This window comes from Pinirhizobacter soli, from assembly GCF_015905305.1.
GTDB lineage: Bacteria > Pseudomonadota > Gammaproteobacteria > Xanthomonadales > Rhodanobacteraceae > Pinirhizobacter > Pinirhizobacter soli.
Map to the genome: position 1 here is coordinate 795,615 of NZ_JADZLQ010000001.1, position 20,401 is coordinate 816,015.

Annotated in this window: 20 protein-coding genes; 10 read left to right on the forward strand and 10 right to left on the reverse strand. The window is 65.2% G+C overall.

Annotated elements, in window-relative coordinates:
- The first annotated feature begins 7 nt into the window (after positions 1 to 7).
- Entirely contained in the window at positions 8 to 556 is a 549-nt protein-coding gene (locus tag NDK18_RS03160) for a Smr/MutS family protein (RefSeq protein WP_250627067.1), read from the forward strand.
- A gap of 10 nt (positions 557 to 566) precedes the next feature.
- Here the strand turns inward: NDK18_RS03160 and truD are convergent, their stop codons facing one another.
- The 8 genes from truD to pyrG all read right to left on the reverse strand — a co-directional run bounded on the left by truD (position 567) and on the right by pyrG (position 8,378).
- The gene (truD, locus tag NDK18_RS03165; RefSeq protein ID WP_250627068.1) at positions 567 to 1,574 is read right to left on the reverse strand and encodes a tRNA pseudouridine(13) synthase TruD; all 1,008 of its coding nucleotides are present in this window, start codon (positions 1,572 to 1,574) and stop codon (positions 567 to 569) included.
- Positions 1,575 to 1,578: 4 nt separating this feature from the next.
- On the reverse strand, positions 1,579 to 2,964 hold the full coding sequence (gene mgtE, locus NDK18_RS03170) for a magnesium transporter (protein WP_250627069.1): 1,386 nt from the start codon (positions 2,962 to 2,964) through the stop codon (positions 1,579 to 1,581).
- Positions 2,961 to 3,434: a 2-C-methyl-D-erythritol 2,4-cyclodiphosphate synthase gene (ispF, locus tag NDK18_RS03175; RefSeq protein WP_250625759.1), complete on the reverse strand. Its 474-nt coding sequence runs from the start codon at positions 3,432 to 3,434 to the stop codon at positions 2,961 to 2,963. The genes mgtE and ispF overlap by 4 nt, the downstream gene beginning before the upstream one ends.
- A complete protein-coding gene (gene ispD / locus NDK18_RS03180) occupies positions 3,434 to 4,117 on the reverse strand; it encodes a 2-C-methyl-D-erythritol 4-phosphate cytidylyltransferase (protein WP_250627070.1) in 684 nt (227 codons plus the stop codon). Before ispD ends, ispF begins: the two co-directional genes overlap by 1 nt.
- A complete protein-coding gene (gene ftsB / locus NDK18_RS03185; RefSeq protein ID WP_250625757.1) occupies positions 4,117 to 4,461 on the reverse strand; it encodes a cell division protein FtsB in 345 nt (114 codons plus the stop codon). Before ftsB ends, ispD begins: the two co-directional genes overlap by 1 nt.
- Positions 4,462 to 4,471: 10 nt before the next feature.
- Positions 4,472 to 5,770: a phosphopyruvate hydratase gene (eno, locus tag NDK18_RS03190; protein WP_250627071.1), complete on the reverse strand. Its 1,299-nt coding sequence runs from the start codon at positions 5,768 to 5,770 to the stop codon at positions 4,472 to 4,474.
- Positions 5,771 to 5,874: 104 nt separating this feature from the next.
- A complete protein-coding gene (gene kdsA, locus NDK18_RS03195; RefSeq protein WP_250625755.1) occupies positions 5,875 to 6,705 on the reverse strand; it encodes a 3-deoxy-8-phosphooctulonate synthase in 831 nt (276 codons plus the stop codon).
- Positions 6,702 to 8,378, reverse strand: coding sequence for a CTP synthase (pyrG, locus tag NDK18_RS03200; RefSeq protein WP_250625754.1), 1,677 nt, complete (start codon positions 8,376 to 8,378; stop codon positions 6,702 to 6,704). The genes kdsA and pyrG overlap by 4 nt, the downstream gene beginning before the upstream one ends.
- A 107-nt stretch (positions 8,379 to 8,485) precedes the next feature.
- Between pyrG and NDK18_RS03205 the strand changes: the two genes are divergently transcribed.
- The 3 genes from NDK18_RS03205 (at position 8,486) to NDK18_RS03215 (ending at position 12,811) form a co-directional block, all read left to right on the forward strand.
- Complete coding sequence (locus NDK18_RS03205; protein WP_250627072.1) at positions 8,486 to 10,285, forward strand: aminopeptidase P family protein; 1,800 nt, start codon at positions 8,486 to 8,488, stop codon at positions 10,283 to 10,285.
- Between the two features lie 110 nt (positions 10,286 to 10,395).
- Positions 10,396 to 12,285 carry a DNA topoisomerase IV subunit B gene (gene parE / locus NDK18_RS03210; RefSeq protein ID WP_250625752.1) on the forward strand — a complete coding sequence of 630 codons (1,890 nt, stop codon included), beginning with the start codon at positions 10,396 to 10,398 and terminating at the stop codon, positions 12,283 to 12,285.
- Positions 12,286 to 12,289: 4 nt separating this feature from the next.
- Positions 12,290 to 12,811 (forward strand): 3-hydroxyanthranilate 3,4-dioxygenase, encoded by a 522-nt coding sequence (locus NDK18_RS03215; RefSeq protein WP_250625751.1) that lies wholly within the window; start codon positions 12,290 to 12,292, stop codon positions 12,809 to 12,811.
- On the opposite strand, the gene NDK18_RS03220 is transcribed toward NDK18_RS03215, so the two are convergent.
- On the reverse strand, positions 12,808 to 13,320 hold the full coding sequence (locus NDK18_RS03220) for an NUDIX hydrolase (protein WP_250625750.1): 513 nt from the start codon (positions 13,318 to 13,320) through the stop codon (positions 12,808 to 12,810). The two genes, NDK18_RS03215 and NDK18_RS03220, sit on opposite strands and share 4 nt — an antisense overlap.
- A 116-nt stretch (positions 13,321 to 13,436) precedes the next feature.
- Here NDK18_RS03220 and NDK18_RS03225 point away from each other — a divergent pair, with 116 nt between their 5' ends.
- From NDK18_RS03225 to NDK18_RS03235, 3 genes are all read left to right on the forward strand, one after another.
- Entirely contained in the window at positions 13,437 to 14,441 is a 1,005-nt protein-coding gene (locus tag NDK18_RS03225) for a hypothetical protein (protein ID WP_250627073.1), read from the forward strand.
- 125 nt (positions 14,442 to 14,566) lie between these two features.
- Complete coding sequence (locus NDK18_RS03230) at positions 14,567 to 16,057, forward strand: amino acid permease (RefSeq protein ID WP_250625748.1); 1,491 nt, start codon at positions 14,567 to 14,569, stop codon at positions 16,055 to 16,057.
- Between the two features lie 67 nt (positions 16,058 to 16,124).
- Positions 16,125 to 17,609: an amino acid permease gene (locus NDK18_RS03235; protein WP_250627074.1), complete on the forward strand. Its 1,485-nt coding sequence runs from the start codon at positions 16,125 to 16,127 to the stop codon at positions 17,607 to 17,609.
- A gap of 398 nt (positions 17,610 to 18,007) precedes the next feature.
- Here the strand turns inward: NDK18_RS03235 and NDK18_RS03240 are convergent, their stop codons facing one another.
- A complete protein-coding gene (locus tag NDK18_RS03240; RefSeq protein ID WP_250625746.1) occupies positions 18,008 to 18,346 on the reverse strand; it encodes a high-potential iron-sulfur protein in 339 nt (112 codons plus the stop codon).
- A 162-nt stretch (positions 18,347 to 18,508) separates the two neighbouring features.
- On the opposite strand from NDK18_RS03240, the gene NDK18_RS03245 reads away from it, so the two are divergent.
- From NDK18_RS03245 to mtnC, 3 genes are read left to right on the forward strand one after another with little or no spacing between them, the layout of a single operon-like run.
- On the forward strand, positions 18,509 to 19,144 hold the full coding sequence (locus tag NDK18_RS03245) for a methylthioribulose 1-phosphate dehydratase (RefSeq protein ID WP_250625745.1): 636 nt from the start codon (positions 18,509 to 18,511) through the stop codon (positions 19,142 to 19,144).
- Positions 19,141 to 19,710, forward strand: coding sequence for a 1,2-dihydroxy-3-keto-5-methylthiopentene dioxygenase (locus NDK18_RS03250; protein WP_250625744.1), 570 nt, complete (start codon positions 19,141 to 19,143; stop codon positions 19,708 to 19,710). Before NDK18_RS03245 ends, NDK18_RS03250 begins: the two co-directional genes overlap by 4 nt.
- On the forward strand, positions 19,710 to 20,393 hold the full coding sequence (mtnC, locus tag NDK18_RS03255; RefSeq protein WP_250627075.1) for an acireductone synthase: 684 nt from the start codon (positions 19,710 to 19,712) through the stop codon (positions 20,391 to 20,393). The genes NDK18_RS03250 and mtnC overlap by 1 nt, the downstream gene beginning before the upstream one ends.
- Positions 20,394 to 20,401: the final 8 nt, after the last annotated feature.

Genomic DNA, 20,401 nt, shown 5'->3' on the forward strand with positions numbered 1-20,401 from the left:
TGCGGCCATGAACCGCAGGCCGAACAAGAGCGTGACCGACGATGACGCCCTGCTCTTCCGCGAGGCCATCGGCGAGGTCCGCCGTTTTAACGACGCACCGCTACCGCCGGCCGCGCCCCGTCCGGCTCCGCGGGCTCGCCAGTTCGAGGCCGACGAAGCCGCCGTGCCGAAGGAACTGCTGGACCTGGCCTTCGACCCGGCCCTGATGGAAATGGGCGAGGAACTGTCGTATTTGCGCGATGGGTACCCTCCGAAACTCTTGAAGCAATTGAAACGCGGCCAGTTCAGCGTGCAGGACGACATCGATCTGCACCAGATGAACCTGGCCGCAGCCCAGGCGACCATCCTCGACTTCCTGGCCCATGCGCGCCGCGAAGGCATCCGCTGCGTGCGCATCGTGCACGGCAAGGGCCTGCGCTCGAAGGCGCAGGGTCCGGTGCTGAAGATGATGACCGACCGCATGCTCCGGCGCCTGGACGACGTGATCGCCTTCGCCTCGGCGCGGCCGATGCAGGGCGGCACCGGGGCGGTTGTCGTGTTGCTGAAGGGCCGCTAGGCGGGAAAGTTCACGCCTGGGCTACTTCGCGCAGCACCGTGGTGGCATAGGCACCCGCGGGCAAGGTAAACGAAACCTCGAGCGCATCGTCCTGCCACTGCCAGGCCAGCCCTTCCGGGCGCAAGCGCAAAGCGCGCCGTTCCTGATCCATGCCGGCAGCGGCCAGGCCCTGCGCCAGGTCGTTGTCGGCAGCAGCGATGCGCAACTCAAGTTCCGCTGCAGCGCCTGCGGTGGGCGGCTCGCCGCGTCCCCACAAGGGTCCCGACGGATGGATGTCGAAGCTCGCCAGCCGTTCGGCAAGGGCATCGCTCATCGGCTCCGGGCCGAAGAACGAACGGGAACCCGCCAGCGCATAGACCTCGCCATCGATCGGCGTCGCCCATTGCCCGGACATCACGCGTTCGGCAAGCACGGCGTTGAACAGCTGCGATCGCGCGGCCGAGAGAAGCATCGAGCGCTTGCTGCGGTCCACCCGGCGCCCGGCGAACATCGCGCGGGCCTGGCCGATATTCCCGGCTTCGCGGCCGAAACGCTGTTCGCCGAAATAATTGGGCACGCCCATCGCGTCGATGGCTTCCAGGCGTGCCTGGGCGATCGCGCGGTCACCCTCGATGCCGCGTACGGTGATCACGAAGCGGTTGCCACGCAACGCGCCTCGCTTGATCTTCCGTCGCGTGCGGCCAAGGCTGCGCACCGTCACCGACTCGCCGCCGAAAGCGCTCCAGTCCGGCTCGTCCTTGCCCGGCAACTGCACGCTGATCGCCTGCACGGTGACGGCATGGCGATCTTTCAGGCCAGCGAAGCCGACGCCCGCCACGTTCGCGCCTGCGAACCTGGCCAATTCCTTGGCCACCCACTCGGTGTTCTCGCCGCGCTTTTCCACTTCAAGGAAGACGTGCTCGCCCTCGCCATCGGGGCCGTAACCCAGGATTTCCTCGACGCGGAAATCCATAAGGGAAGAACGCAGGCGACCGGTCAACGCCGGGCCGCCGTGGGCAAAGGGAAGGTCCAGGCTCATGGGCTCACAACAGGAACAGGGTGGCGAGCCCCAGGAAGATGAAGAAGCCACCGCTGTCGGTGGTGGCGGTGATCAGCACGCTTGAACCAAGCGCGGGATCGCGGCCGAACCAGGTCATCACCATGGGGATCGCCACTCCCATGAAGGCTGCCAGCAAGAGGTTCAATGTCATGGCTGCCGTCATCACCAGCCCCAGCGCCATGTTGTCGTAAAGCAGCCAGGCCACCACGCCGATCACGCCGCCCCAAACCAGGCCGTTGACCAGCGCCACGCCCAGTTCCTTGCGCCACAGGCGGCGCACGCTGGACACGCCCAGCTGCTCCAGCGCCATGGCACGGACGATCATGGTGATGGTCTGGTTGCCCGAGTTGCCGCCGATGCCGGCGACGATGGGCATGAGCGCCGCCAGCGCCACGAGCTTCTCGATGGAATGTTCGAAGAGGCCGATCACCCGCGAAGCGACGAAGGCCGTGACCAGGTTGATCGCCAGCCACGCCCAGCGGTTGCGCACCGAGCGCCATACCGAGGCGAAAATGTCTTCTTCTTCGCGCAAGCCCGCGCGCGAAAGCGCCTCGGCCTCGCCTTCCTCGCGGATCAGATCGACCATGGCATCCACGGCGATGCGTCCCACCAGGCGGTGGTTTTCATCCACCACGGGCGCTGTGACCAGGTCGTAGCGTTCGAAGGCCTGGGCCACGTCGTAGGCGTCGTCTTCGGGGCGGAAGGTGTTGACGTCCGGCGCCATCACCTCGTGCACCATGCGCTCGGGGTGGTTCACCAGCAGCCAGTGCAGCGGCAATACACCCACCATCACATGGGCGCTGTTGACCACGAAGAGTTTGTCCGTTTGCGCAGGGAGTTCGTCGAAGCGGCGCAGGTAACGCAGCACCACCTCCAGGCTGACATCCTCGCGGATGGTCACCATCTCGAAGTCCATCAGCGCGCCGACCTGGTCGTCGCTGTACGACAGCGCCGATTGCACGCGCCGGCGTTCCTCGGCATCCAGGCTGGCCATGACTTCCGGCAGCACGGACGTTGGGAGCTCATCGACGAGGTCGGCCAGTTCGTCCGGGTCGAGATCCTCCACCGCCGCCAGGATCTCCCGATCGTCCATGTCGGCGATCAGCGACTCACGGACGGAGTCGGTGACTTCCAGCAGGATGTCGCCGTCACGATCGGCCTTGACCCGCTGCCAGGCATCCAGGCGCTCGGCCAGCGGCAGGGCCTCGAGCACGTTGGCGATGTCGGCCGGATGCAGCCCGTCTAATACTTTCTGCAATTCCGCCTGGACGGCCGGATCGTCGTGGCTGCGCTCAAGGAGGTCCTGCACCCTTTCCACGCGCTCGTGCAGACGGGTGGTGTGACCGGGACGCAGCTCCGCTTCGGTCACAGCGGCGTTACCAGCACCGTGGCCATGGCCGCGATGCCTTCGCGGCGTCCGGTGAAACCGAGTTTTTCGGTGGTGGTGGCCTTGACGCTGACACAATCAAGTTCGCAGCCCATGGCATCGGCCAGCAGCACGCGCATGGCGTCGGCGTGCGGCCCCACCTTGGGTGCTTCGCAGATCACCGTGATGTCGGCATTGCCCAGGCGATAACCGCGCTCTTCGAGCATCTGCCGCGTGGCGCGCAGGAAGGTCCGGCTGTCCGCGCCGCGCCAGCGCTCATCGTTCGGCGGGAAGTGCCGGCCGATGTCGCCCAGGGCCAGGGCGCCAAGCAGGGCGTCGCAAAGCGCGTGGATTACCACGTCGCCATCGGAATGCGCGATCACGCCGTGGGTATGCGGCACGCGCACGCCCCCCAGCATCACGTGGTCGCCAGGGCCGAAGGCGTGTACGTCGTAACCTTGTCCAATGCGCATCAGTCGAGCTTCCCTAGCAGGTACTCCGCCAGCGCGAAATCCGCCAGCGTCGTCACCTTGATGTTGTCCTCGGCGCCCTCGACGAGCAAGGGCGAGAATCCGGCCAGTTCCATGGCCATCGCTTCGTCACTCACCGGCTTTCCCACAGCATGGGCCTGGCGCAGGGCTTCGGCCAGTTCGCCGCGGCGGAATACCTGCGGGGTGAATACCCGCCAGCGCCGTTCCCGGGGCTCGGTGCCCAGCACCCGCCGCTCACTGTCCACCAGCTTCAGCGTATCGCGCAACGGTGCGCCCAGGAGGCCGCCACCGAAAGGCACCGCTTCGATCACCAGCCGCTCGATGTCCGCAGCGCGCACGCAAGGCCGCGCGGCATCGTGCACCAGCACGAAATCCTGATCCTCCACCGGAGCCGCCTCGATGCCGGCGAGTACCGAATGGCTTCGTTCGGAGCCACCAACCACGGTAAGTATGGGCTTGCCGTGGATCGACCGATAGCCGGGCCAATAAGGGTCATCCGGGCCCAGCGACACCATGATGCCGGCGATGCGCGGGTGCACCGCCAGCCTGTCCAGGGTGATATCGAGCATCGACCGGCCCGCCAGCGGCTGGTATTGCTTGGGCCGGTCGCCACCGGCACGGCTACCGACGCCGGCGGCCGGCACCACGCACCAGAAGGCGTCCATCAGTGGCCGCCGCTGGATGATGCTGCCGGCGGCGTCGCCGGCGGCGGGGGCGGCACCGTGGTGGGCGTACCCGGCTCAACCACCTGGTAGAAGGTTTCGCCAGGCTTGATCAGCCCCAGTTCCGACCGCGCGCGGGCCTCGGTGGCCTGCTCGCCGTGCTTGAGATCTTCAACGTCCGCGGCCAGCGCGGCGTTGCGCTGCTGCAAGGCATCGTTGGCGTCCTTCTGCTGCTTGACGCTGGCGCGCAACGCGTCGACCTCGTGCATGCTGCCAGCGCCGACCCACAGCTTCAGCTGCAGAGCGATGATGAGGATGGCAAGCGCGAGGCCGATCCAGCGCAGCACGGGGCGGTCGTCAGCCGGGCAGCTTGGACAGGCTCGGGAAGGCTTCCCGGCCGGCGTAGCGGGCAGCGACGCCGAGCTGTTCCTCGATGCGCAGCAGCTGGTTGTACTTGGCCACGCGGTCGGTGCGGCAGAGCGAGCCTGTCTTGATCTGGGTCGCCGTGGTGGCCACCGCGATGTCGGCGATGGTGGTGTCCTCGGTTTCGCCCGAGCGATGCGAGATGATCGCGCCGTACTTCGCCGCATCGGCCATGGCGATGGCTTCGAGCGTTTCGGACAGCGTGCCGATCTGGTTCACCTTGATCAGGATGGCATTGGCGATGTGCTTGTCGATGCCTTCGCGGAAGATCGCGGGGTTGGTTACGAACAGGTCGTCGCCCACCAGCTGCACGTCCTTGCCGATCTTCTCGGTGAGCAGCTTCCAGCCATCCCAGTCGTTCTCGGCCATGCCGTCCTCGATGGAAACGATCGGGTACTGCTTGGCCCAGCTGGCCAGGAGGTCGACGAATTTCGCCGGATCGTACTTCTTGCCCTCGCCTTCCAGGTCGTATTTGCCGTCCTTGAAGAATTCGGTACTGGCCACGTCCAAACCCAGCAGGATGTCCGAGCCGACCTTGTAGCCGGTGGTGTGCACGGCTTCCAGGATGGTGTCCAGCGCCTCGATGTTCGACTTCAGGTTCGGCGCGAAGCCGCCTTCGTCGCCCACCGCGGTATTCATGCCCCGGCCCTTGAGCACGGACTTGAGCGCGTGGAAGATCTCGGCACCGGCGCGCAGGGCCTCGGCGAAGTTGGGCAGGCCCACCGGCAGGATCATGAATTCCTGCACGTCGACGTTGTTGTCCGCATGGGCACCGCCGTTGATGATGTTCATCATCGGCACCGGCAGGGCTCCGGCGCGGTCGCGCGCCAGGTACTGCCACAGCGCCTGGCCGTGCGAAGCGGCCACCGCGTGGGCGGCGGCCATGGAAACGCCCAGCAGGGCGTTGGCGCCAAGCTTGCCCTTGTTCGGCGTGCCGTCCAGGGCGATCAGCTTGGCATCCAGACCCTTCTGGTCGGCGGCATCGAAGCCCACCAGGCCGCTGGCGATCACGCCGTTGACGTTGGCAACCGCGTTGCGCACGCCCTTGCCGCCGTAACGGGACTTGTCGCCGTCGCGCAACTCCACCGCTTCACGCGAACCCGTCGAGGCACCGCTGGGCACGGCGGCGCGGCCAAAAGCGCCATTGCCGAGCACGACCTCGGCCTCGAGGGTGGGATTACCGCGCGAGTCAAGAATTTCGCGGGCGTGAATGCGGGTGATATCGGTGGTCATGCGCTTCCCGAGGTATGAAAAGATCGATACATGATGGCCCTGCCGACCGGTGATTTGGTAGGTGGCCGCTTAGGTTGGGTCCCCCGCGCCCCATGGCGCGCGTTTTAGGCGTGGTCGCGGAAACCGCGCTTCTTCACCACCTGGTCGAGCTCCATGAGGGTTTCGAGGAGTTCTTCCATCTGGCCGAGCGGCCAGGCGTTCGGGCCGTCGCTCAGGGCCTTGGACGGATCCGGGTGCGTTTCGGCGAAGAGGCCCGAAACGCCCACCGCCACCGCCGCGCGAGCCAGCACGGGAACGAATTCCCGCTGGCCGCCGGAGCTGGTGCCCTGCCCGCCGGGCAGCTGCACCGAATGGGTGGCGTCGAACACCACCGGGCAATCGGTTTCGCGCATTACCGCCAGCGAGCGCATGTCCGATACCAGGTTGTTGTAGCCGAAGCTTGCACCGCGCTCGCAGACCAGGATCTGGTCGTTGCCGACATCGCGTGCCTTGGCCACCACGTTCTTCATGTCCCACGGGGCGAGGAACTGGCCCTTCTTGATGTTCACCGGTTTCCCGGCGCGGGCAACGTTCTGGATGAAATCGGTCTGGCGGCAGAGGAAGGCCGGTGTTTGCAGCACGTCGACCACCGAGGCCACTTCGTCCATCGGGGTGTATTCATGCACGTCGGTGATGACGGGCACGCCGATCTGCGACTTCACCGCGGCCAGTACCTTCAGGCCTTCTTCCAGGCCCGGGCCGCGGAAGCTCTTGTCCGAGGAACGGTTGGCCTTGTCGAAGCTCGACTTGAAGATGAAGTTGATGCCAAGGCGGCCGGTGATTTCCTTCAGCGTGCCGGCGACGTCCAGTTGCAGTTGCATCGACTCGATCACGCAGGGACCGGCAATAAGGAACAGCGGCTGGTCAAGGCCAACCTCGAACCCACAGAGCTTCATGCGGCGGTCTCCTGCACGGCGGCCAGGCGCTCGCCCTGGCGCACGGCCTTGTATTCGCGGGCCGCGCGGACAAACCCAATGAACAGCGGGTGGCCATCGCGCGGCGTGGAGGTGAATTCCGGATGTGCCTGGCAACCTAAGAACCACGGGTGCTTCTGCTGCGGCAGCTCGACGATCTCCACCAGCAGGTCGTCCATCGACTTGCCCGAGATCACCAGGCCCAGGTCTTCGAACGGCTGGCGATAGCGGTTGTTGAATTCGTAGCGATGGCGATGGCGCTCGCGGATGATGTCTTCGCCATAGAGCTCGCGGGCCAGCGTGCCGGCCTTCAGGCGGCATTCCTGGGCGCCCAGGCGCATGGTGCCACCGAGGTCCGAACGCTCCGTACGCATTTCCACTTCACCGCTGGCGGTGGTCCATTCGGTGATCAGCGCGATCACCGGGTCCACCGCGTTGCGGTCGTTCTCGGTGGAATCGGCCTGGGGGAGCCCTGCGATATTGCGGGCGAACTCCACCACTGCCGCATGCATGCCGTAGCAGATGCCGAAGTACGGCACGCCGTTTTCGCGCGCGTAGCGGGCGGCCAGCACCTTGCCTTCGAAACCACGCTTGCCGAAGCCGCCGGGAACCAGGATGGCATCGGCATGGCCAAGCGTTTCGCGGGCGCCGCGGGCCTCGACCTCTTCGGAATCCACCCAGGACAGGTTCACCCGGGTGGTCTGCTTGATGCCGCCGTGGCGCAGGGCCTCGCCCAGCGACTTGTAGGCATCCTTGTGCTCGACGTACTTGCCGACGATGGCGACGGTGACTTCGTCCTTGGGATGCTCAACCGCTTCGACCGTGCGCTTCCAGGCCGAAAGATCGGCCGGACGGGCATCGAGCCGCAGCTGGTTGATGACCAGGTCGTCCAGGCCCTGGTCGTGCAGCCACTGCGGCAGCTTGTAGATGACGTCCACGTCGATGGCGCTGATCACCGCGCGCTCGGGCACGTTGGTGAACAGGGCGATCTTGCGGCGCTCGCCTTCGGGCAGGGGTTGTTCGGAACGGCACAACAAAATATCGGCCTGGATACCGATGGAGCGCAATTCCTTCACCGAGTGCTGGGTGGGCTTGGTTTTGATCTCGCCGGCGGCCTTGATGTAGGGGACCAGGGTGAGGTGCATGAACAGGCACTTGTCCGGGCCGTGTTCGATGCGCAGCTGGCGGATGGCCTCCAGGAATGGCAGGGACTCGATGTCGCCCACGGTACCGCCGATCTCCACCAGCGCCACGTCGAAACCACGGGTGGCCTCGTGGATGGCGTGCTTGATTTCGTCGGTGATGTGCGGGATCACCTGCACGGTGGCGCCCAGGTAGTCGCCGCGGCGTTCCTTGCGGATCACTGATTCGTAGATCTTGCCGGTGGTGATGGAATTCTTGCCGGTGAGACGGGTTTTGACGAAGCGCTCGTAGTGGCCAAGGTCCAGGTCGGTTTCCGCGCCGTCGTCGGTGACATACACCTCACCGTGCTGGAAGGGGCTCATCGTGCCTGGATCGACGTTGATGTACGGGTCGAGCTTCATCATGGTGACGGAGAGCCCGCGCGCCTCGAGAATGGACGCAAGCGAGGCCGCCGCGATGCCCTTCCCGAGGGAAGACACCACGCCGCCAGTGACGAAAATCAGGGGAGTCATGAGTCGCAGCCGTGCTGGAAATTTGTATTTTAGCGGAAGGTGGTGGTGGGGGCGAGGGGCAGTTGGTTTCTGGCCGTTCCGGGGGCCGTTCAGCTAGCATCGCGGCCATGGATAGCCCTCCCTCCCACGCCGCCCGCCTGTCGGGCCTGCGGCAGGCCATGCGACGCCACGGCGTTGCGGCCTGCATCATTCCCAGTGCCGACCCCCATCTTTCCGAATATCTGCCCGCCCACTGGCAGGCGCGTGCCTGGACTTCGGGCTTCACAGGCTCCGCCGGCACCCTGGTGGTAACCGCGGAAGACGCCGGTCTTTGGACCGATTCACGGTATTTCTCGCAGGCCGAGCAGGAACTGGCCGGCTCCGGCGTCCGGCTGGTGAAGCTGCAGGTGGCGCACACCGGCGAACACGTGGCGTGGCTTGCCGGTGTCGTGGGCGAAGGCGACACGGTCGCGGTGGCCGGCGACAGCCTGTCCCTGGCCGGGCGCGAGCAGCTGCGCCGCGCACTGGCGGCCGACCTTCGTACGGACCTGGACCTCCCCGGGGAAAACTGGTCCCACCGGCCGCCGCTGCCCCGCGCGCCGGTGGTGGAGCACCCGATCGAGTACGCCCGCAGTGCCCGCGACGAGAAACTCGGCCGGGTCCGCCATGCGATGAAGAAGCTCGATGCCAGCTACCACTTCGTCTCCACCCTGGACGACATCGCGTGGATCACCAACCTGCGCGGTAGTGACGTGCAGTACAACCCGGTGTTCCTGGCGCATCTCTTGGTGGGCCCTTTGCGGGCGACGCTGTTCGTTGACCGCGCCAAGGTGGAACCGGCGCTGCTCTCGCGCCTGGCCGCCGACGGCTTCGATATCGCCGATTACGCCACCGCCGCTTCCGCGCTGGCCGGGTTGCCTGACGGCAGCCGGCTGCTGGTGGATCCCTCCCGGGTGGTATGCGCGCTCATCGACGCCATCGGCCCTGATGTCACCCTGGTTCACGGCGCCAATCCGTCCACGTTGCTCAAGGCACGCAAGCACGCAGCGGAGCTTGACCATATCCGCGAAGCCATGCGCCATGACGGCGCAGCCCTGGCGCGCGGCTTCCACCAGATCGAAACCCGTCTGGCCGCCGGCGACACACTTACCGAGGTCTCCGTCGACGAGATCCTCCGGCAGGCCCGCGCCGCCAGCCCGAGCTTCGTTGGCGAAAGCTTCGCCACCATCGCCGGCTACCAGGCCAATGGCGCCCTGCCCCATTACCGCGCGACGCCCGAGCATCACAGCACGCTCCGCCCGGCCGGCCTGCTGCTGATCGACTCCGGCGGCCAGTACCTGGGCGGCACCACCGACATCACCCGCGTACTGGCACTGGGCGAGGTCACCGACGAACAAAAGCGCGATGCCACCCTGGTATTGAAGGGCATGATCGGCCTCAGCCGCGCGCGCTTTCCCGCCGGCGCCAGCGGACCGCAGCTCGATGCCCTGGCCCGCGCACCGCTCTGGGCCGCCGGCATGGACTTTGGCCATGGCACGGGCCACGGCGTGGGCTATTTCCTTAATGTCCACGAAGGTCCGCATGGCATCCGCCCGCCGGTGCAGGGCGGCGCCCTGGTGCCGCTGGAACCGGGCATGATCACCTCGATCGAGCCGGGTCTTTACAAGCCGGGCCGGCACGGCATCCGCCACGAGAACCTGGCGGTGGTGGTGGAATCGAACGAAACCGAGTTCGGCCGGTTCCTGGCGTTCGAGACCCTCACTCTGTGCCCGTTCGATCGCCGCGCACTGGAACCTCGCCTGCTCGATCCGGCCGAGCGCGCCTGGCTCGACGACTACCACGCCTGCGTGCGCGCCGCCCTGGCCCCGCTACTGGACGGCGCCGAGCGGGCGTGGCTGGAGTGGCACTGCGCACCGCTTGCAGCCTGAATCGCGACGAATGAGACCGGCAACGCCCATAGTGGCGCAGCCGTATTGACGACAGGCCCGTGGCCAACCCATCCTGCCCCGCTGAATCACCTTAGAGCACCCTGGTATCTATGACTTCCCGCTATAACGCCGCCGACATCGAAGTACTGTCGGGCCTGGATCCGGTCAAGCGCCGCCCGGGCATGTACACCGACACCACCCGGCCGAACCACCTGGCCCAGGAAGTGATCGACAACTCGGTGGACGAAGCCCTGGCCGGGCATGCGAAATCGATCGAGGTCACCGTGCATGCAGACGGTTCGGTGACCGTGGTCGACGATGGCCGCGGCATGCCGGTGGACATCCATCCGGAAGAAGGCGTGCCCGGCGTGGAATTGATCCTTACCCGCCTGCACGCTGGCGGCAAGTTCTCGAACAAGAACTATGCATTCTCCGGCGGCCTGCACGGTGTGGGCGTGTCGGTGGTCAATGCGCTGTCCACGAGGGTGGAAGTGACCATCCGCCGCGACGCCCAGGAATACCAGGTGGTATTCGCCAACGGCGACCGCATCAGCGACCTTGAAGTGATCGGCACGGTGCCGAAGAAGAAAACCGGCACGACGCTGCGCTTCTGGCCGGATCCGAAGTACTTCGACTCCCCGCGCATCTCGCTTCCCAAGCTCAAGCACCTGCTGCGCGCCAAGGCGGTGTTGTGCGCCGGGCTATCGGTACGCCTTACCGACGAAGCCAGCGGCGAGACGATCGACTGGTATTACGAAGACGGCCTGCCCGACTACCTGCGCGGCGCCTTGAATGGCAATGAGATCCTGCCGCCCACGCTTTTCGTCAACCACCTGGCCCGCGAAACCGAAGGCCTGGACGTGGCCCTGGCCTGGTTGCCGGAAGGCGAGCTGGTGCAGGAAAGCTACGTGAACCTCATTCCCACCTCGCAGGGAGGCACGCATGTGAACGGCCTGCGCACGGGCCTTACCAACGCCATCCGCGAGTTCTGCGACCTGCGTAACCTGCTTCCGCGCGGCGTGAAGCTGGCACCGGAAGATGTCTGGGAGCGCCTGTCGTTCGTGCTCAGCATCAAAGTGCAGGATCCACAGTTCGCCGGCCAGACCAAGGAGCGGTTGTCCTCGCGCAACGCCGCGGGCTTCGTCGAGAACGTGATCCACGATGCCTTCAGCCTGTACCTGAACCAGCACGTGGACATCGGCGAGCGCATTGCGCAACTGGCCATCGAGCGCGCCAGCGCGCGCCTGAAAGCCGCCAAGCAGGTGGTACGCAAGAAAATCACGCAAGGCCCGGCGCTGCCCGGCAAGCTCGCCGACTGCGCCGCCACGGACCTTGCCCGCACCGAGCTTTTCCTGGTCGAAGGCGACTCCGCTGGCGGCTCGGCCAAGCAGGCGCGCGACAAGGACTTCCAGGCCATCCTGCCGCTTCGCGGCAAAATCCTGAACACCTGGGAAGTCGAATCCGGTGCGGTGCTGGCGTCGCAGGAAGTGCATGACCTGGCCGTGGCCATCGGCTGCGACCCGGGCAAGAGCGACATTTCCGGCCTTCGCTACGGCAAGGTGATCATCCTGGCCGATGCCGACAGCGACGGCCTGCACATCGCCACCCTGCTCTCGGCGCTGTTCCTGCGCCACTTCCCGGCCCTGGTGCACGAAGGCCATGTGTTCGTAGCCATGCCGCCGCTGTTCCGCGTCGACGTGGGCAAACAGGTGTTCTATTGCCTGGACGAAGACGAAAAGCGCGCCATGCTCGAGCGCGTGGAGCGCGAGAAGATGAAGGGCGCGATCAGCGTCACCCGTTTCAAGGGACTGGGCGAGATGAACGCGCCGCAGCTGCGCGAGTCGACCATCCACCCCGACACCCGCCGCCTGGTGCAGCTCACCGTGGACGCGGCCGACGGCACCCAGGGTTTGATGGACATGCTGCTGGCCAAGAAGCGTGCCGGCGACCGCAAGGCCTGGCTCGAGGAGAAGGGCGACCTGGCCACCCTGGAGGTATGACGCCATGAGCCTGGTGCCACCGATCAACCTTACCCGCTGGATCGACGAACACCGCCACTTGTTGAAGCCGCCGGTCGGCAACAAGTGCATCGTCGATGGCGATTTCATCGTGATGATCGTCGGCGGCCCCAACGCGCGCACCGATTACCACCACGACGAAGGCCCGGAGTTCTTTTACCAGCTCGAAGGCGAGATGGTACTGAAGGTGCAAGATGATGGCGGCGCCCGGGATATCCCCATCCGTGCGGGTGAGCTGTTCTACCTGCCGCCGCGCGTACCGCACTCGCCGCAGCGCATGCCCGGCTCCGTTGGACTGGTGATCGAGCGGCGGCGCCTGGCGAACGAGCAAGACGGCCTGCTGTGGTTCTGCGAACGCTGCAACCACAAGCTCTACGAGGAATACTTCGTCCTGGACAACATCGAGCGCGATTTCCCGCCAGTGTTCGACCGCTTCTATGGTTCGGTACAGGCGCGCACTTGCGGCGCCTGCGGCCATCTCAATCCAGCCCCGGCGCGCTACGGCTAAGACCCGCGCGCAAGCCAGCGCATGGCCATCCGCCGCAACGACTCATCCGCCGACGCATCGGCGGCGATATCGGCGATCGGCCACCAGCCAAGGGCCAACGATTCGGAGCTAACGGCAAACTGCTCGCTTCCCCGTGCCCGCACCACGTAACGCACGTCGTAGTGCCAATGCGCAGGCTCCTCGCCTCGCGCGGGGATCAGGTGGCGATCGATGTCGAAGACACCGCCCTCGATCGCCAGATCGGTCAATCCCGACTCCTCTTCCGCCTCGCGCAAAGCCACCTGGGCAAGGTCGCTGTCGCCATCAGCGTGGCCGCCCAACTGAAGCCAGCGGTCGAGCTTTCGATGATGGGTCAGCAACACGCGCTGCCCATCACCGCTGACAAGCCACGCAGAGCCGGTGAAATGCGCGTCGCTTCGCGTGCGCTCGAAGGCGTTGGGCTCGCTTGCCAGTTGGACGAAAGCGTGGCCCTGCTCACCGAAGGGTGAAAACTCGTCAGCGGATGTCATGCAGTTGGGTGGATGCTTTGTAGGGGAACAAGAAGAGCCTGTAGGAAAAACTACTAAAAAAAGAGCGATACCTGACAGCGCCGTCGTGCAATCGAAGCCTAGCATCGAACCGCCGGGTGGAACCGGCACCGCGCACCGCGCGGCACATCGACCAGGGAGAGATGCTCTTGATCCGTTATGCCATCGCCGCTTGCGGCCTACTGGCCGCACCCGTTGCCCTCGCCACGCCACACGACACGTCCGACGTGAACTGGACCGGAAGCCTTGCCTCGCTCAACGGCGCCACCCCAGCCGCCGGACGACTGGTGGTACAGCCTTACGTGTTCTATTCGGAAACCCGCAACGCATTCGACAACCACAGCGACCGGTACGCGGTAACGCCCTCGCGCAGCTGGCGCTCGATCGCCGTGGTGACCTACGGCATCACCGACCGCTTCGCCGCCACCATCACGCCCAGCGTCTCGCGAGCCAGCAGCGCCGGGCAAAGTACCGACGGCATCCGCTCGGGCGATACGTCGATCCGATTCCAGTACATGCTGCAGGCGCCCAACGCCGACGGCACGCGGGCGGCGTTTTCGCTCATTGCCGGCCATCGTTTCGCCGTGGGCCGCTACGACCGCCTGGGCAGCAACGGCTTCAATGGCGGCGGAAGCGGCGTGGAAGGCAACAATTTCGCCGCGCTCTACCAGCAGTGGTTCTGGCTCGGCAGTGGGCGCCCCCTACGCGTAAGGGCCAATCTCGGCTGGGCGCCCCGCCCAGGTCATGTCTCGCTGCGCGGCGCAAGTGTCTACGGTACCGGTCGTGGTTTCGTGGGTTCCGCCAACCCCGGAAGCAACGTCAACGCACTGGTGGCTGCGGAGTACAGCATCAGTCGTCGTTGGGGGCTGGCCATGGACCTGGGCTGGTCGCACGACTCCGACACACGCGTGCGTGGCGTGGACGGCCAGGGGTTTGCGGTTTCTTCCAGCAGCGGGCCGTCGGCGCGTTGGTATGCCTCGCCCGCGGTCGAATACCACCTGTCCAGCAGCGTCGGCTTCATCGCCGGAGCCGAATTTGCCTTCGCCGGACGCAACAGCGGGGCCACGGTAACACCGCAGGCATCGGTGGTCATGGTGTTCTGAAACCAGGCCATTGCGCCGCACCGCAACTTGTACGGGGCCCCCGCGACCGGTATGGTTCAGCGTCGATGCCATACCGCCGGGTCGCATCAGCCTCTAATAATAATGACCAGCAGTAGGGGATATCCATGCTGAAAAACCTGTTAGCGACTCACGCCATTGAGTCGTCACCCCATGTGGACGCGGGCGAGCACATCAGCACCGGTGCGCATGCCCAACCGAACCTCGTCCGCGTGCTCACGGCAAAGCACCTTGTGTTGCTCGGCGTCGGCGCGGTCATCGGCGCGGGCATCTTCGTCATCACCGGCCAGGCCGCCGCGCAGCACGCCGGCCCCGCACTTGCCATCAGCTTCGTCATCGCCGGTATCGCCTGCGCCCTCGCGGGCCTGTGCTACGCCGAATTCGCAGCGATGCTGCCGATCTCCGGCAGCGCTTATTCCTACTCCTACGCCACCCTCGGCGAGTACGTGGCCTGGTTCGTCGGCTGGAACCTGGTTCTCGAATACCTCTTCGCCGCATCCACGGTGGCGGCGGGCTGGTCGGGGTATTTCAATGAACTGTTACGGCTGATAGGAAGCTGGACCAATACCAACATTGCCCTGCCCGATGCGCTGGCGTCCGCGCCCTATGCGTTCGTGGAAGGCCACATCCAGTCGACCGGCGCATTGGTGAACCTGCCTGCGGTGCTGATCGTGGCAGCGCTTTCGGGCCTGTGCTACGTCGGCATTACCCAGTCGGCCTTCGTCAATTCCATCATCGTGGCGATCAAGGTCACGGTGATCCTGCTGTTCATCGCCGTCACGGTGCACCTGATCAATCCCGACAACTGGCACCCGTTCATCCCGGAGAACGAAGGCCCCGGCGTATTCGGCTGGAGCGGCGTGTTCCGCGCGGCCACGCTGGTGTTCTTCTCCTACATCGGTTTCGACGCTGTCTCCACCGCCGCGGGCGAGGCGAAGAACCCGCAACGCGACATGCCGATCGGCATCCTGGGTTCACTGGCGGTCTGTACCGTGCTGTACATCGCCATGGCCCTGGTGCTCACCGGCATTGCCCCCTTCCGTGAACTGAACACAGCCGAGCCCGTGGCCACCGCGCTCACCCACTACCCGCAGCTGGCATGGCTCAAGACCATCGTGGTGTTCGGTGCCATTACCGGCCTGTCGTCGGTGATCCTGGTGATGCTGATGGGCCTGCCGCGCATCTTCTTCTCCATGTCCCGCGACGGCCTGCTGCCGCCGGCACTGGGCAAGGTGCACCCGAAGTTCCGCACCCCGTACATCGGCCAGGTGATCGTCGGCGTTGCCGCCGCGGTGCTTGCCGGCCTGTTCCCGGTGAGCGTGCTGGGCGAGCTGGTATCCATGGGCACCCTGCTGGCCTTCGCCACCGTGTGCATCGGCATCCTGGTGTTGCGCTATACGCAGCCCCAGTTGAAGCGCAGCTTCCGCGTGCCGTTCGTATGGCCGGTGTCGATCCTGGGTGCGGTGATCTGCCTCTATCTGTTCTGGCAGGCCTTCGAGGAACACTGGCGGCTGATGCTGATCTGGATCGCCTTGGGCCAGCTCATCTACATCGGTTACGGCTACGCACACAGCAAGCTCCGGCCGAAGAACGCGTAAACTCCTGTCCCGGGGGCCGGCCAAGTGCCGGCCCCTCTTCTATTGGCCGTACCCGTCGAAGGTTTCCATGCTTTCCCAGCTCCTCGCCCGCAAGACCAACTTCACTGATGCCGAAGACGTCCATGGCCCTGGCCTGCGTCGCACGCTCGGGCCTTGGGGACTGACGGCGCTGGGCATTGGCGCGGTGATCGGCGGCGGCATCTTCGTCATCACCGGCCAGGCCGCGGCCGAACACGCCGGGCCCGCGGTGATCCTGGCCTTCATCTTCGCGGCGGTCTGCAGCACCTTCACCGCGCTTTGCTACGCCGAATTCGCAACCCTCATCCCGATCTCCGGGAGCGCCTATTCCTACGCCTACGCCACCCTGGGCGAACTGATGGCCTGGTTCATCGGCTGGAACCTGGTGCTGGAATACGGCGTGTCGGCGTCGGCAGTGGCTGTCAGCTGGACGGGGTATTTCGTCAGCCTGCTTGAGCACATTGGCGGCGTGCTGCACATGGACCTCACCATTCCCAAGGCGCTTACCAGCGCGCCCCTGATGTTTACCGCCGACCACCACCTGGTGACCACCGGCGCCATCATGAACCTGCCGGCGGTGGTGCTCACCCTGCTGCTCACCTGGCTTTGCTATGTGGGCATCAAGGAATCAAGCTGGACCAATTCGGCCATGGTGGTGATCAAGGTGCTGCTGATCTGCCTGGTCATCGTGGTGGGCTGGCAGTACGTGGAGCCTGCGAACTGGCATCCGTTCATCCCTGAGAACCAGGGCGGCAACAAGTTCGGCTGGGCCGGTGTCCTGCGTGCATCGGCCATGGTGTTCTTCGCCTACATCGGTTTCGAGGCAACGTCCGTGGCCGCGCAGGAATCGCGCAATCCGCAGCGTGACCTTCCCATCGGCATCCTGGCGTCGCTGGGTATTTGCACGGTGCTGTACATCGCCATGGCCGCGGTACTCACCGGCCTGGTGCCGTTCATGCAACTGGGCACCGATGAACCGGTGGTCAGCGCCATCCGCGCTCACCCGGCCCTGGGCTGGCTGCGCTGGATCGTCGAACTCGGCGCCCTGCTTGGCCTGTCATCGGTGGTGCTGGTGATGATCATCGCCCAGCCGCGCATCTTCATGATCATGGGTCGCGACGGCATGCTACCGCCGGTATTTGCCAAGGTGCACCCGCGCTACCGCACCCCGCACCTGAACACGCTGATCACCGGAGCGGGCATCGCCTTTCTGGCGGCGATATTCCCGCTGGAGCTCCTGGGCGACCTGGTGTCGATGGGCACGCTGATCGCCTTCATGGCGGTGTGCATCGGCGTGCTGATCCTTCGCAAGACCCAACCCGACCTCCCCCGGACCTTCCGCGTGCCGGCGGCACCGGTGGTCTGCACCCTGGGCGTCCTCAGCTGCGCGGCGCTCCTGTACACCATGGGCACCCTCAACTGGAGTCTCATGGGCATTTGGACGGCGATCGGGCTGGTGATCTACTTCGGATATGGGCGTCGGCACAGCCGTCTGCGTGCCGAAAACGTCCTGCCCGGTCCGTCAAATCAATGACTTGTGTCGGCTAACCGGCCGACCGTATGGTTTATTCGATAAAGCCTGATAAATATACTGCAAGCCGCTGAAATCAAACGATTTCACAAAGCTTTCGAATGGTTTTGTGCGCCGGTCGATGGCGGCCAAGGGGAGAAAGAGTATGATCCTTCCTCCGAGGTTGATCACTTGGCAGTGGGCCCCGGATTGCCACCCGGCGCGTGCAGGCGGGTCAGCTCCTCAGCCTGGCGCGTCGGGTAGCATTTTCTAGTCTTTTTATGCGCAGCGCGCGAACAAAACCGCCTTTTGGCGGTTTTTTTATAACTAGCGCACGAACATCCATGCTTACACGCGCTTACATGCACTTCGTGATGGAAGATCGCGCAACGGTACTTAGGTTCACGTTGCGCGCAAAAGCATCAGGCAACCTTCGGCGCGTGCGAGATGCACCAGCCCTTGCCGGCAACAGCCTTCCCCGGGAACAACTGGCACGGGCCAAACGCATCGGTGGCCTTGCCCTGGAAGTACCGGCAGTTCGTACACACGTCGCCCGGCTTGCGCGTGGCATTGGTGGATTTGGAAGCGTCCTCGACATAGTTGAGGGCAGCAGCCGTGGGATCGGCGGATGTCAGGTGCGGAAGATCTGCAGCGTGGGCAACTTCGGGCAACAGGCCGACCACGGCAGCGGCGGCGGCAGTACCCGCGGCCGCCTTGAGAAAGCGGCGGCGCGACTCATTACTATGTTCGTGATGCGGCATGGGTAGCTTCTCCAGCGTTGGGTCCCGCGCAACGCGCGGCCTGCGGCGGAATATACGCCATGACAGCGAACGTTTCATGAGTCGTGAGAATGGCTCGTATTCCTCGCCGGCCGGCCATGGCCGGCGTGTTATCATCAACAATCGTTTGGACGTCCAAATCACATGACCGCCAGCATCGACATGAGCCTGCTTGCCCGCCACGCCGACGAGATCGCCGACGCCGCGCGCGAGCTGGCGGCACTGGGCTGGACACCGGCCACCAGCAGCAATTTCTCCATGCGCCTGGACGACGCCCACGCGGCGATCACCATCTCGGGCAAGGACAAGGGCCGCCTTTCCCGCGGCGATATCATGGTGGTGGATTTCCACGGCAATGCCGTGGGCAGCACTCACCGGCCCAGCGCCGAAACCGGCCTGCACACGCAGATCTACCGCCGCTTCCCGGAAGCTGGCGTCGTGCTGCACACTCATTCGCGCAACCAGAGCGTGGCCTCGCGCCTGTTCGCCCAGGGCGGCGCCGTGGTGCTGGAAGGCTGGGAACTGCAGAAGGCCATTACCGGCTACACCACGCATGAAAGCCGCCTGGAAGTGCCGGTATTTCCCAATACCCAGCATATGCCCGAGCTTGTCGCGCGCATCGACGCCTGGCTTGATGCAGGCAAGCCGCTGCATGCTTACCTGATCGATGGCCACGGCATCTATACCTGGGGTCGCGACATGCCCGAAACCCGCCGCCACCTGGAAGCGCTGGAATTCCTGCTGGCCTGCGAACTGGACTTGAAGAGGTTGTCATCATGAGCCGCCTGCGCATTTACGCCGATAACGCCCACGACTCGGCTCTCGCCGACATCCGCGACCACGACGCTATCTCCGCGGAACTTGCCAAGGTCGGCATCCGTTTCGAAGCCTGGGAAGCCGCCCAGCCGATCATCCCCGGCGCAAGCCAGGAGGAAGTGATCGCCGCCTACCAGGGCGACATCGATCGGCTGATGCGCGAGGAAGGCTATCGCGCGGTCGATGTCATCAGCCTCAAGCCCGACCACCCGGACCGCGCCACGCTGCGCAAGAAATTCCTGGACGAACACACCCATAGCGAGGACGAAGTCCGCTTCTTCGTCGCCGGTGCCGGCCAGTTCACCTTGCACATCCAGGGCAAGGTCTACGAGGTGCTGTGCGAGGCAGGCGACCTGATCGGGGTACCCGACGGCACGCCGCACTGGTTCGACATGAGCGAATCACCGTACTTCGTTGCCATCCGCCTGTTCACCAATACCGAAGGCTGGGTGGCCAATTTCACCGGCCAGGACATCGCCACGCGCTTCCCACGCATGGATCCGCACCCGTCCGCGCCCAGGGCCGCCTGATGAGCGCGATCCACGCCATCGTCACCGACATCGAAGGCACCACCAGCTCCATCGATTTCGTCCACGACATCTTGTTCCCTTACGCCCGAGAACGCCTGCCGGCGTACGTGGAAACGCATATCGATACGGCGCCGGTGCAGCATTGGCTCTCCGAGGCCGCGCGCGAGGCAGGCCTCGTGGAAGCCAGCCGGCACGATGTGGTGGACCTTCTCCTGCGCTGGATAGACGAAGACCGCAAATCCACGGCGCTCAAAGCGCTCCAGGGCATGATCTGGAAGGACGGCTACGAAGCCGGCGATTACCGGGCCCACGTCTATCCCGATGTCCCCACGGTGCTGGCCAGCTGGCACGCGGCAGGTATTCCCCTCTACGTGTATTCGTCGGGCTCGGTGCCTGCACAGAAGCTGTTCTTCCGTTACAGCCAGGCGGGTGATCTTTCACCGCTGTTCTCCGGCTACTTCGACACCACCACCGGCCCCAAGCGCGAGGCGGCCTCGTACGCGGCCATTGCCCAGGCCATCGGTAAGGAACCGTCCGGCATCCTGTTCCTGTCCGACATCGAGCAGGAGCTCGATGCCGCCCGCGCGGCTGGCTTGCAGACCGCCTGGCTGCTGCGCAAGGACCCCAAGCCCGCGCAGTCGGCGCATCCGGCCTTTGCCCGCTTCGACGAGATCATCGTCTGAAACCCTCC